At 51.7% G+C, this 12,390-nt stretch carries 10 protein-coding genes; 4 read left to right on the top strand and 6 right to left on the bottom strand.

Annotated elements, in window-relative coordinates; all coding sequences use genetic code 11:
* The first annotated feature begins 17 nt into the window (after positions 1-17).
* From GU926_RS13825 to uvrA, 4 genes are all read left to right on the top strand, one after another.
* On the top strand, positions 18-2,753 hold the full coding sequence (locus GU926_RS13825) for a T9SS type B sorting domain-containing protein (RefSeq protein ID WP_160692870.1): 2,736 nt from the start codon (positions 18-20) through the stop codon (positions 2,751-2,753).
* Positions 2,754-2,771: 18 nt separating this feature from the next.
* Positions 2,772-3,890: an alanine racemase gene (locus GU926_RS13820; RefSeq protein ID WP_160692868.1), complete on the top strand. Its 1,119-nt coding sequence runs from the start codon at positions 2,772-2,774 to the stop codon at positions 3,888-3,890.
* A 37-nt stretch (positions 3,891-3,927) separates the two neighbouring features.
* A complete protein-coding gene (locus GU926_RS13815) occupies positions 3,928-4,740 on the top strand; it encodes a hypothetical protein (RefSeq protein WP_160692866.1) in 813 nt (270 codons plus the stop codon).
* A 211-nt stretch (positions 4,741-4,951) separates the two neighbouring features.
* A complete protein-coding gene (gene uvrA / locus GU926_RS13810) occupies positions 4,952-7,996 on the top strand; it encodes an excinuclease ABC subunit UvrA (protein WP_160692864.1) in 3,045 nt (1,014 codons plus the stop codon).
* A 182-nt stretch (positions 7,997-8,178) separates the two neighbouring features.
* Here the strand turns inward: uvrA and GU926_RS13805 are convergent, their stop codons facing one another.
* From GU926_RS13805 to GU926_RS13780, 6 genes are all read right to left on the bottom strand, one after another.
* The gene (locus GU926_RS13805; RefSeq protein WP_160692862.1) at positions 8,179-8,472 is read right to left on the bottom strand and encodes a hypothetical protein; all 294 of its coding nucleotides are present in this window, start codon (positions 8,470-8,472) and stop codon (positions 8,179-8,181) included.
* 310 nt (positions 8,473-8,782) lie between these two features.
* Positions 8,783-9,424: a DUF4142 domain-containing protein gene (locus GU926_RS13800; protein WP_160692860.1), complete on the bottom strand. Its 642-nt coding sequence runs from the start codon at positions 9,422-9,424 to the stop codon at positions 8,783-8,785.
* Positions 9,425-9,479: 55 nt separating this feature from the next.
* Complete coding sequence (locus tag GU926_RS13795; protein ID WP_160692858.1) at positions 9,480-10,154, bottom strand: DUF4142 domain-containing protein; 675 nt, start codon at positions 10,152-10,154, stop codon at positions 9,480-9,482.
* Positions 10,155-10,212: 58 nt separating this feature from the next.
* Complete coding sequence (locus tag GU926_RS13790) at positions 10,213-10,779, bottom strand: DUF4142 domain-containing protein (RefSeq protein ID WP_160692856.1); 567 nt, start codon at positions 10,777-10,779, stop codon at positions 10,213-10,215.
* A 19-nt stretch (positions 10,780-10,798) separates the two neighbouring features.
* A complete protein-coding gene (locus GU926_RS13785) occupies positions 10,799-11,368 on the bottom strand; it encodes a DUF4142 domain-containing protein (RefSeq protein ID WP_160692854.1) in 570 nt (189 codons plus the stop codon).
* 213 nt (positions 11,369-11,581) lie between these two features.
* On the bottom strand, positions 11,582-12,364 hold the full coding sequence (locus tag GU926_RS13780) for an enoyl-CoA hydratase-related protein (protein ID WP_160692852.1): 783 nt from the start codon (positions 12,362-12,364) through the stop codon (positions 11,582-11,584).
* Positions 12,365-12,390 lie beyond the last annotated feature (26 nt).

The raw sequence follows: 12,390 nt of genomic DNA, 5'->3' as shown, positions 1-12,390 counted from the left end.
TATCTAAACCCTTTGTTGTGCACTTTTTTACTTTCTTGAGGCGGGTGGCCAGTGGGCTTGCCGCGTTCTGCCTGCTCTGTTGTCTGCTACAGACGGCGTCTGCCCAGAGGCAAAGCAACAACTGGTATTTTGGCAATGCTGCCGGCCTGGACTTCAGTTCAGGTACCCCTTCTCCCCTGCTCAACAGCGCCATGAACACCACGGAAGGTTGCGCCACTTTCTCTGACCAGCAAGGAAACCTCTTGTTTTACACAGACGGCCTCACCGTCTGGAACCGCAACCACCAGCCCATGCCCAACGGCACAGGCCTGCTGGGTAACAGTTCTACGGCGCAGGCCGCCGTAGTCATCCCCGCTCCTGGCAAGCCCCAACAATACTTCGTATTCACCAATGACAACAACGCCCGGCCCAATGGACTCAGATACAGCATCGTGGACATGTCACTGGCAGGTGGCTTAGGGGATGTGACCAGTAAAAACATTTATCTAACAGCTCAGGTTTCTGAGATGCTAACTGCAATACGGCACCCTACAGAACAGGCGTATTGGGTCTTGGCACACCGGTTTGGGTCTGACGTGTTTCTGGCGTATAAAATAGATGCCTATGGGATCAGACCTGGCATTAGCAGTTCTGCAGGAGGCGTTCATTCCGCTGACCCTGCGGGCACTGGAGCCATTGGCTGCATGAAGTTTTCCCCAGACGGCACAAAACTGGCAGTCGCTTCAAAGGCCGTGGGGGCAGAGGTATATGATTTTGACGCCAATACCGGCCTGGTCTCCAATGCCATCAAAGTCACAGGCATTCATCAAGGGTACGGAACAGAGTTCTCGCCCAGCGGCTCCCTTCTTTACTTTACCACCACTGGAAACCAACAGCTTTTCCAGGTAGACTTGAAGGCAGGTAATGCAGCAGCCATTGCAGGCTCTACATTGCTTATTTCAGCTATAGGCCAAGATGGGGCCACCCGCTACGTGGGCGGTAGCTTGCAACAGGGCCCAGATGGAAAGGTGTATGTGGCCCGCCCTACCAGTGAGCACCTGGGCGTAATCAATGCTCCTGAGGTGCGTGGCCCGGGTTGCATGTATGTAGACCGAGGCGTGTACTTAGGAGGCCGGCTCAGCATGTGCGGCCTGCCAGTGTTTATGCAAAGCTTTTTCTACTATGACGGCGAGCTGAAAATGGCCAATACTTGCTTTGGAGAGGAAACCACCTTTACACTGAACATGGGGCCTAATTCGCCTGCGCCGCAGTCTACAGTCTGGGAGTTTGGAGACCCAGCCTCGGGCATCTTAAACAGCTCCAATGAAACCATTGGCAACCATACGTTTACGGCGCCGGGCAAGTATAAAGTGAAGCTCACCCGTAAATTTATCAACACCCTGGAAGAGTATACCATTGAGTTTGTAGTGCAACCCTTGCCCAACGTGAACCTGGGACCCGACCGTCAAATCTGCCCCGGCACGTTAACCTTGCTGGATGCCACCACTTCAGACGCCACCGCCTACCTTTGGAGCAATGGTGCTACCACCCCCACCATTACTACCTCCACACCGGGCACATATAGTGTGCAGGTAACGTCCAGTACTGGCTGCACTCAAACAGATGAGGTGATAGTCTCTTTGCTTCCGGTACCGGCTTTTGATCTAGGCGCCAACCTGTCCCTCTGCGAAGGGGAAACAACCGTTCTGAACGCTACACCTGCCTCCGGAAACTCCTTCACCTACCTCTGGCAAGACGGCAGCACCGGTCCCACCTATACCGTCACTAAACCGGGCCGTTATGAAGTAAAAGTTACCAATGCTGAAGGTTGTTCTACCTCAGATGCCATTACCATTGCATACAAGCCTTTGCCCTTGGTGAACCTAGGTCCTGACCGCGTGCTTTGTGCTCAAGATCCACTTACGCTAGGCACAGCCCAGGCTGGGGCTAGTTATAAATGGTCAACGGGCGCTACTACGGCTACCATTTCTCCCGCGGTCTCAGGTACCTACTGGCAGGAAGTAACCATCAACGGCTGTACCTCCAGAGACGAGGTAAACGTGCTCTTTAATCCGCTGCCCGTGGTCAATCTGGGACCAGATGTAACCCTTTGCTTAGGCAAAACCAAACTAATGTCTGTAGAAAGGCCTAATGCTACTTACAGATGGCAAGACGGCTCTACCCTACCCACGTTTACCGTAACTGAGCAAGGCACCTACTGGGTAGACGTCACCAATGAGTTCAACTGCACCACCCGTGATGAGATTAAGGTCTACTACCTCACGCCGCCTACTATTGAACTAGGCAATGACACCACCCTCTGCTACGGTGATGTACTCACCATTGGCAAGGAACTCCCTGACGTAACCTATTTATGGTCTGACGGCTCCACCAACGCCACGCTAGACGTGACCAAGCCTGGCACGTACCGCGTAACGGTCTCTTTGCAAGACATTTGTATTGAATCAGATATCCTCACCATCAAGACGAAAGACTGCGTGGGCGGCTTGTTCATTCCTAACATTTTCACTCCTAACGGTGACGGCATCAACGACAACTTCTTCATCATGGGCTTGCTGGATCCTAAGAATAACACTGATGTGGCACGCTGGGAATTGTCTGTCTATGACCGTTGGGGCAAGCGCGTGTATTACACCAAGGATTACCGCAATGAATGGGAAGGCAAGGGCTTTTCTGATGGCGTTTACTATTATCATTTAGCCCATAGCCAGGACGGACGCCTGCTCAAAGGTTGGGTGGAGATTGTCCGGTAAATTCTGTTGCTTTACGCCATGGCTACTTCTTTTCTTAACCAAATTTCTGAACCTACCCTGCTCTTGAATGAGCAGATTGCCAAGGCCAACATCCAGCGCATGGCCCAGAAAGCCCAGCGTGCCGGCGTGCGCCTGCGTCCGCATTTTAAGACGCACCAAAGTTGGCAGGTAGGCGAATGGTTTAAAGAAGCTGGCACCACAGCCATCACGGTCTCCTCGGTGAAGATGGCGCAGTACTTCGCGCGGCACGGTTGGCAGGATATTACCGTGGCCTTCCCGTTGAACCGCCGCCAGTTGCCCCAGATTCAAGAACTGGCCCAGCAGATTACCTTGCACCTGGTAATTACCTCTGCAGACGATGTCGTTTTTCTACGCGAGCATCTGCAACACCCAGTTCATCTTTGGATTAAGGTAGACACTGGCTACGGTCGCACCGGCATCAAAGCCGAAGACACCGCCACGTTGGATGCGGTTCTACAAGAATTAAAGCAACCCTCGGCTCATAGGTTCCAGGGGTTTCTGGCGCATGCCGGGCATTCGTACAAAGCCCGCGGCCAAGAGCAGATTGCCGCCGTCCATCAGCAGACCTTGGACAAGATGCGCAGCTTGAAAGAGCGCTACTTAGGTGATTGGCCTCACCTGCAACTCTCCATTGGCGACACGCCGTGTTGCAGTGTGATGGAAGACTTCTCGGGCATAGATGAGATACGCCCCGGCAACTACGTCTTCTATGACCTCACCCAGCACCAAATCGGCTCCTGCCAGTTACAAGACATTGCCGTAGCACTGGCCTGCCCCATCGTAGCCCTGCACCCAGACCGAAACGAGGTCATTCTCTACGGTGGCTCCGTGCATTTCTCCAAGGACGTTTTGCCTTTGCCTGAGGGCAACATCTTCGGCTTGGTAGTGCCGTTGACGGAGAAAGGTTGGGGAGAATCTCTACCCAATACGGCAGTGGTCTCTCTCTCGCAGGAGCACGGCATTGTGCGCACCACGCCAAAATTGATGCATCATTTTCAGCAAGGCGGTTTGGTGGGGGTGTTACCCGTACATTCCTGTTTGACGGCAGATGTTGCCAGAAGCTATTTGACCTTGACAGGCGAATGGCTGGAGCATTTGAGTGGAGTGGTTTTATAAGGGTAATTACCGTTTTTAGTAAATTAAATAGTGATTTATGAATAGTAAGTACTTTGCTCTCAGTGTTTCAGATGAGTCAGCAGCCGAGGCTCCATCTAATTATGATTGGTATGGTAGAAATGGCATGTCCAGATATAGAGATGAACTACGGTCAACGGGAAAGTTTCCTAGTTTTACTCCACTGTTAAAGCAAGCTATTTATGATGATGAACAATTTAACAAGCGAAACGACTTTATCCATTCAATTGCCGATGGACTTATAATATCTGAGAAGACAAAAGAAATTTTTAAAACTCACAACTTACCGCCACATAATTTTTTTGACATTAAGTTATATCAACAAAAAAAATGGCTTGGCTTTGAATTAAACTTCCCTATTAATAAAAAATATTATAATCTCTTTTTCGATACTGAGTATGCAAATGACTACTTGGACTTTATTGATTACTCTAAGACAAAATTTTGGGGCATTACCCGAAGCAAGCAGAAAGTAACATTCACACTGGAAAACGCGAATCAACTCCGACAGTTTTTTATTTATTTTAAAGGTGAAAAACAAAAAGTAAAGTTCTACTCCACAGAGAATAATGAGGAGATGGTTTCTGTTGTCCCTGAAGATGTGATGAATATAGAAACAGATAAAATTACGTTCGGCAACAACTTTGACTTTACGCTTGATTTATTTAGAATTCCTCACTTATCTTGGAGAACCTATATCTCACCCAAGCTTTTAAATCAATTAAAAAAGGAGAATATCACTGGGTTTGATAGTTCTCTGCCTGGGGAAATCAAGACTTCTTTCAAAAACTTACACTACATCAAAGATCCATTTTTAGTGTGGGAAGACTAAATAGTCAACTTATTAGCAAAAGGCTCAAACCTGACCATTTTCAGCCTCTTTTCACCAAAGCAGGCCAAAAACGCATCTACCCATCTTCACAAAGAACAATCATCTTCCGCTAAACTATTCCTTTACAAATTCGGTTAAGAAGAGATGGATTGCCCGGTGTCATGGTAGCGCGGGAATGCCTACCTTTGCTCTTTAAACCGAACCAAATCGGATGACGCCAAAAGATACGGATGCTACGCAGGTAGCCAACAAACATACCTCAACCACCGTGGATGTGCCCTTCATTGAAGTGTACGGGGCCCGGGAGCACAACCTCAAGAACATCAGCCTGAAGATACCGCGCAATGAGTTGGTGGTCTTCACGGGTATCTCGGGCTCGGGAAAATCCTCCCTGGCCTTTGACACCATCTACGCCGAGGGCCAGCGCCGCTACATGGAGACGTTTTCGGCCTACGCCCGCTCCTTTCTGGGGGGCATGGAACGTCCCAACGTAGACAAGATTGAAGGGCTTTCGCCGGTGATTTCTATCGAGCAGAAAACCACGTCGCGCAACCCGCGCTCCACCGTGGGCACCATCACTGAGATTTATGACTTCCTGCGTCTGCTATACGCCCGTACCGCCGAGGCCTTCAGTTATGAGACCGGTGAGAAGATGGTGAAGCAGTCTGACGACCAGATTGTGAATCACATCATGGAGTACTTCAACGGCAAGCGCACCATCATTCTGGCGCCTGTGGTGAAAGGCCGTAAGGGCCATTACCGCGAGCTGTTTGAGCAGATACGCAAGATGGGGTTCCTGCGTGCCCGCATTGACGGCGAACTGGTGGAACTCACGCCCAAAATGCAGGTGGACCGCTACAAAATCCACGACATTGAGATTGTGATTGACAAGCTGGTACCGTCTGCTGAGGACCGCTACCGCCTGTCTACCTCTATCCAGAACGCGTTGCAACACGGCAAAGGCACCGCCCTGGCCATGGACGCCGACACCAACGAGACGCAGTTCTATTCCCGTCACTTGATGGACCCGGCCACGGGCATTGCGTATGATGATCCGGCCCCAAATACCTTCTCCTTCAACTCACCCTACGGCGCGTGCCCAGTGTGTAATGGCTTGGGCGAAATCCAGGAACTAACCGAGGAATCCATAGTACCCAGCAAAAGCGTGAGCATTAGCCGGGGCGGGATTGCGCCGCTAGGCGAGTACCGCGACATCTGGATTTTCTCGCAGATACAGGCCCTGCTCAAGCGTCATAAGCTTTCTTTGATGGCTCCCATTGAGGACATCCCTGAGGAAGCGTGGCACCAGCTCATGTACGGTTTTGAAGAGGAAGACCCCAAAGGCAAGAAAGAGCCGTTCGTGTTTGAGGGTGTCATCAACTTCTTGAAGAAACAACTGGAGTCTGACTCTGACAACGTGCGCGCCTGGATTCAGGAATACACCCAGCAGAGCACCTGCCCCGAGTGTAACGGCTACCGCTTGAAGAAGGAATCCCTGCACTTCAAACTGGACAACACCCACATTGGGCAACTGTCTGAAATGGACATCCAACAGCTCGCTGACTGGATTGCCAACCTGGAAGACCGCCTCAATGACCGCCAGAACCTCATCGCCCGCGAGCTTCTGAAAGAGATCCGCAAGCGGATTGGTTTCCTGGTAGACGTGGGATTGGAATACCTGCATTTGCACCGCTCCGTGCGAACACTGTCTGGTGGTGAAAGCCAACGGATTAGATTGGCCACGCAGATTGGTACGCAGTTGGTGGGTGTGCTCTACATCATGGATGAACCTAGCATTGGTTTGCACCAGCGTGACAATGAAAAGCTGATTAAGGCTTTGCAGGACTTACGTGACCTGGGCAACTCAGTGGTGGTAGTAGAGCACGACAAAGACATGATTCTGGCCGCCGATTACGTGGTGGATATTGGTCCGGGAGCGGGTATTCACGGCGGACAGATTGTAACCGCTGGTACGCCTCAAGAAATGATGGAAAGCGGTACCACCACCGCAGACTATTTAAGCTATAGAAGAGGTATTCCCGTGCGCCGTCAAAAGCGTGAAGGCAATGGTAAGTCTGTTATTCTGCGCGGAGCCACTGGCCACAACCTGAAAGACGTAACGCTGGAACTGCCTTTGGGTAAGTTGATTTGCGTGACCGGGGTTTCGGGGAGTGGAAAATCGTCGTTGATTCATGACACGTTGTACCCCATCCTGAACAAGCATTTCTTCCATGCCAAGCGTGAGCCGCTTCCGTTCAAGGGTATTGAAGGCCTGAACCATATTGACAAGGTCATTGAAGTAGATCAAAGCCCAATCGGACGTACGCCGCGCTCTAACCCGGCCACTTATACTGGTGTGTTCACCGAGATTAGAAGCTTGTTCGCGTCTATGCCCGAGGCCAAGATTAGAGGCTATGCGGCGGGCAGGTTCTCCTTTAATGTGAAAGGTGGCCGCTGTGAGACCTGTGAGGGTGCCGGTATGCGTACCATTGAGATGAACTTCATGCCAGACGTATACGTGCCGTGTGAGACCTGCAAAGGCAAGCGCTACAACCGCGAAACCCTAGAAGTAAGGTTCAAAGGCAAGTCGGTAACGGATATTCTGGACATGACCGTAGAGCAGGCGGTGGAGTTCTTTGAGCACCAGCCTAGAATCCTGCGCAAGATTAAGACCCTAAATGATGTAGGCTTAGGCTATATCACCCTGGGCCAACAGGCGACTACCCTTTCTGGTGGTGAAGCACAGCGCGTCAAACTGGCGACGGAGCTTTCCAAGAAAGACACGGGCCGCACGCTGTACATTCTAGATGAACCTACCACGGGTCTTCACTTCCAGGACATTGAACACCTCTCAGACGTCTTAAACCGTCTGGTAGACAAAGGCAATTCCGTACTCATCATTGAGCACAACATGGACCTGATTAAAGTAGCGGACCATGTGATTGACATAGGACCAGAAGGCGGTGCCAAGGGCGGCTCTATTGTAGCCCAAGGAACGCCAGAAGAAGTAGCCGCCACCGGTTTAGGCCATACCTCACGCTTCTTAAAGGACGAGCTGAGTACCAGCCTGTACGTAGACGCGCCCAAGTTTGTAGCCGATGAACCAGAAGACACCTTTGACGATGCGCCTGTGGAAGAAGTGAAGGAGAAGAAGCCCAGAGGCCGCAAAAAGAAAGAGGAAAACGTGGATGGTTCTACCAGTTCAGAGGTGAAGGAGAAGAAAAAGCCCGGCCCCAAAAAGAAGAAAACCGAGTAGCGTTTTTGGGCTGTTTCTCTGAAAACAGCCCAAAAACGAATGTATAACAGAAAGCCCTTCCCGTACATGATACGGGAAGGGCTTTCTGTTTCAGAATAAAGGCGCTCAAAGTGCATCGCCTTAAAATCACTCCTTCCTGGTTAACCTTCCAACAGGTAATTACCAGAAATCAGGAGATGGGCCTACTTCTTAGCGGCAGTGTCTTTCTTAGCCGAAGCAGCGGTAGTATCTTTTGCCACAGCAGCAGAGTCAGTACCGGTAGAGTCTTTAGGAGACTGCGTATCTGGGTTGGCCAGCATGGCTTTGCTGTTGGATTCAGCAACGGCAGCGCTGTTGTTTTGACCGGCTTCGGTTTCCTGGCCTGTCAACGCATAGCCTGTACCCTTATCATCTACATCTGTGGAGGCTGTGTAAGTATTACAAGCCGAGCCCATCAATAAGGCGCCAGCCACAAAAAATGGCATTATCTTTTTCATATATCTTGTAATGTGTTGCGGCAAAGGTAAAGAATTTGGGGTTTATACGACACCCTGTTTCAGGAGTTTATCTTAGGCAACCGGCACAAATTTCCGGCAATGCCGAGTTCTGTCTTTCCCTGAACGCGGCGCAGGCCCTTTCGCCTTCCCAGAACTTTGTAAGACTCTTGACCAAGGCCGGATGAAGGACGCCTTTTCTTTTATCTCCTCAGTCGTTTTTGGCTTGTTTTCCAGGAAATAGCCTAAAAACGAAGGCCAACCAGAGACTCCTCCGGTTGGCCTTCTTGCAGATGATCAAAGCAGGTGGGGTTTAGTCTACCTGGTCTTCAATCTTGGTGGCCATCTCTTGGTGTGACTTGAGCATGGGCAGGCCCTTGGCGGCAAACGCTTTCACGGTTGGCTCCTGGGCATTGTTGCTCTTGGCCTCAAACAGCGCGATGTCCATTTTATGGGCTACTTCCATCATGTCCATGTATTCTTCGTCAAAGTCTTTGCCGGTTTTGTTCTGCAGCTTATCCAACATGGTCTGGTGCATGGGCATTAGGGCCGTAGGCAAGGTCACGTTCATCTGCGATGCAATGGTCATCTGTTCCTGGCTGGCTTTGGTGTGATGGTCTACCATCATCTGCGCGAAGCGTTTCACCTCGGCGTTGGTGGCTTGCTGGGCTGCCAGTTTACCCGCCTCTATTTCCAGCATGTTGCTGCTGGCCGCCGTCATCATGAAGGTGGCGTCATTCATGTTGGCAATGGTGGTGGCGTCCAGCATGCCGCTGGCGTTGTCTGTGCTGCTGGCATCAGCAGTAGTAGTGGTCGTAGTCTCTGTGGTTGTGGTGGCCGTGGCGTCTGTGGTGGTTTCTGCGGTGGTGTTGGTGTCTGCGTCTGTAGTGGTGCTGGTACAGGCCGCGCCAAATAGCATGGCGCCGGCGGCAAAGAAGAACAATGTTTTTTTCATAGAAGTAGTATTAATGGTTAGGTGTTCAATGGTGTAAGCACTGTATGGCCGCCGGTTAATTGCCGGCTCTTTCTACCTTGTCTTCCAACTGGTCGGCGCGGTGGGTGTGGACTCTCAGGATGGGCAAGGTTCTGATGGCGAAGGCCCGCACGCTGGTAGAAGCCGCCGAGTTGCTGACCATCTCAAACTTGGCCAGGTCTTCTTTGTGTGCTTCTTCCATGGCGTCCATGTATTTTCTGTCAAAAGAGGCGCCAGACTCGTCCTGCAGTTTGCCTAGCAGTTTCTGGTGTCTGGGAATCATAGTGACGGGCAGGTCCAGGTTCATGCCGTCTGCCACGGTCTTCAGGTCCTGTCTGGCCTTGGCGTGGTAGTCTATCATGGTCTGGCCAAACTGCTTCACTTCTGGATCCATGGCCTTTTGCACGGCCAGGCGCCCCAGGGCTACTTCCAGCAGGCTGCTGCTGGCGGCCTCAGTCAGGAACCGTTCCTCGGTGAGGGGGCGGTTGTCATATTGCATGGTGGCGGGCGGCACGCCAGTGGTTGTGGTGGTCATGTACCCCGCGCTGCCAGATTCTTTGGTCACGCCGGCCGCATCATTGGTAGACATCACGTTGTTGGTGTAGCCGTCTGTGGTGGGTACGGTATTGGCGGTGGACGCGTCTATTCTGCTGCAGCCTGCCAAGGCTCCTGCGGCTAGTGCGCCCATCCATATATGTTTTAAGTTTCTCATAGTATCTGGTGTTTACGTAAGCTGGTGGTTTTCAGGTCAACACCTGTGCCGTGAGCGTTTAGTTGAGTACGTTCTTTAATTGCGTGGCCAGGCGCAAATGCCCCTGCAACACCGGCAGCGTCTTTAAGGCGAAGCCCCGCAAAGGAGTGTTCAACGTCACTCCGGAAGAAGCTGCCTGGTACAATACCACGTCTTGCCGGTGCGCGGCTTCCATCTCACTGGCGTACGCTTTCTCAAACGCGGCCCCTGTCAGTTTAGACACCCGTTCATAAATAGCCTGGTGGTCTGCCTGCAGCGTGGTGGAAAAAGTAAGCCCATGCTGCCGCGCCAGACCCTGCAGTTCACTGTTGGCTTTGGTATGGTGCTGCACCATGAGCCGCGAGAACTCGCGCACTTCTATGGTCACCGCTTTCTGCACCGCCACCTCGCTTAACCGCACCTCCAATTGTCCGCTGCTGGCGGCGCTGGAGACAAACGCCTGGTCTGCCTGTTTGGTGGAGGGGGTTCCTGTTCCGGTGCCGGTGTCTGCGGGCGTTCCGTCTGTTCCAATTCCAAGGGTGGCGCACCCGCTAGCGGTGCATAGTATTCCTGCCACCCCAAGGGCGTAGATCCAATTCTTCATCATGCTGCTGTGGTTGGGTTGATTAGAGGTTTAGTTGATCTTCCAGCTGCTCTGCCTGTGCCAGATGGGCCCGCAGCATAGGAAGGCTCTTGGAGGCAAAGGCTTTCAGTTCTACGTCTGTTCCTTCCTGCGCCATCTCTTCATACTCCTTAATGGATTTCTTATGATGTTGGATGATGCCCTCTAGGTAGGCTTTGTCAAACGCCGGGCCGTTCTTGCTCATGACCTCGTTGTAATTCTCCTGCTGGTCGTCGCCCATCTGGGTGGGCAGCATCAGGTTCTTGAGGTCTGCAATCTGTCTTAGCTGGCCGTTGGTTTGGGTGTGGTGGTTGAGCAGCGTCTGCCCCAATGCTTTCACCTGTGGCGCGTTGGCTTTGCTGCTGGCCAGGCGGCCCAGTTCTGCCTCTAACATACCGGCGCTGGCCGCTTCTGCTACAAACCAGCCGGCTTTCTCATCTTTGCCGGTGGTTTCCAGAAGATCTTCATTGTGTTTCCCGGCGGCGTCTACAGAAGTGGAGTCTGAAGATCCACCGCAGCTACTCATCATGAACATACACGCGCTGCACAGAAGAAAACACAATCTTTTTTTCATAGTGGTATTTTGTACATATGGCATACAGGCGGTACCTGCTGGCTATTTTTACGGGCTTTGTATAGGATGGTTATCATAGGTACTATTCTTGCTTGCAAAGGCAGATTCTTCTGATTCTGCAAAATAGATTTTAAACGAAGAGAGCCCGCGCCTTTTGCAAGACACGGGCTCTCTTCGTTTTTGGGTTGTTTTTTGTAAAATAGCCTAAAAACGCTATTCGCCGGTGAAGACTGGTTTACGCTTTTCATTGAAGGCGGCCACCCCCTCGCGGTTGTCCGCTGAGTTACCTGCAATCTCCTGGCAGTAGGCTTCATAGTCCAGCATCTCATCCAGGCTAGACTCAAAGGATTTGTTCAGCATCTTCTTCATCAGGCCAATGGCTTTGGTAGGCGCACTGGCATAACGGTCGGCAATCTCCTGCACGGCGGCGTCCAGTTCTTCTGGGGCCACTACTTGGTTTACTAATCCCAGACGCAAAGCTTCCTCGGCTTTTACTTTGGTGCCCAGTGTGCTCAATTCAAAGGCTTTGCGCATGCCCACCAGACGCGGCAAGAAGTAGGAAGAACCTGAGTCTAACACTAGTCCTACGTTTACAAACACCTCAATCAAACTAGCTTCGGTGCTGGCCACCACATAATCACAAGCCAACGCCAGAGAACAACCGGCGCCCGCGGCCACACCGTTCAGACGGCAAATGATAGGCTTGGGCAGTTCGCGCATGGCTCTGATGATGGGGTTGTAGCGCTTGTACAGGCTGTCAGCGAGGGAGCGTTTCTCGGCGCCAGCAATGGCTTTTAAATCCTGGCCGCTGCAGAAGGCTCGGCCTGCACCGGTCAAAATCACCACGCGCACATTCACGTCTCTGGTCACGTGCTTGAGGGCGTCTTGCAGTTCATAGCTCTGCTGGTCGTCAAAGGCGTTGAACACCTCTGGACGATTTAAAGTAATGGTGGCTATGCCATTGGTGACGCTATATTGTAGAATTTGCTCAGACATGTTGTTTTTGGGCTGTTTTGTGGAAA

Source organism: Nibribacter ruber, assembly GCF_009913235.1.
Taxonomy (GTDB): Bacteria; Bacteroidota; Bacteroidia; order Cytophagales; family Hymenobacteraceae; genus Nibribacter; species Nibribacter ruber.
The sequence above is the reverse complement of the archived record's forward strand: the minus strand, read 5'-3'. Positions and strand labels throughout refer to the sequence as shown.

Excerpts from the sequence above, each read along its gene's own strand:
- GU926_RS13820 (WP_160692868.1), top strand. The coding sequence starts at position 2,772 with ATGGCTACTTCTTTTCTTAACCAAATTTCTGAACCTACCCTGCTCTTG.
- GU926_RS13815 (WP_160692866.1), top strand. The coding sequence starts at position 3,928 with ATGAATAGTAAGTACTTTGCTCTCAGTGTTTCAGATGAGTCAGCAGCC.
- uvrA (WP_160692864.1), top strand. The coding sequence starts at position 4,952 with ATGACGCCAAAAGATACGGATGCTACGCAGGTAGCCAACAAACATACC.
- GU926_RS13805 (WP_160692862.1), bottom strand. The coding sequence starts at position 8,472 with ATGAAAAAGATAATGCCATTTTTTGTGGCTGGCGCCTTATTGATGGGC.
- GU926_RS13800 (WP_160692860.1), bottom strand. The coding sequence starts at position 9,424 with ATGAAAAAAACATTGTTCTTCTTTGCCGCCGGCGCCATGCTATTTGGC.
- GU926_RS13795 (WP_160692858.1), bottom strand. The coding sequence starts at position 10,154 with ATGAGAAACTTAAAACATATATGGATGGGCGCACTAGCCGCAGGAGCC.
- GU926_RS13790 (WP_160692856.1), bottom strand. The coding sequence starts at position 10,779 with ATGATGAAGAATTGGATCTACGCCCTTGGGGTGGCAGGAATACTATGC.
- GU926_RS13785 (WP_160692854.1), bottom strand. The coding sequence starts at position 11,368 with ATGAAAAAAAGATTGTGTTTTCTTCTGTGCAGCGCGTGTATGTTCATG.
- GU926_RS13780 (WP_160692852.1), bottom strand. The coding sequence starts at position 12,364 with ATGTCTGAGCAAATTCTACAATATAGCGTCACCAATGGCATAGCCACC.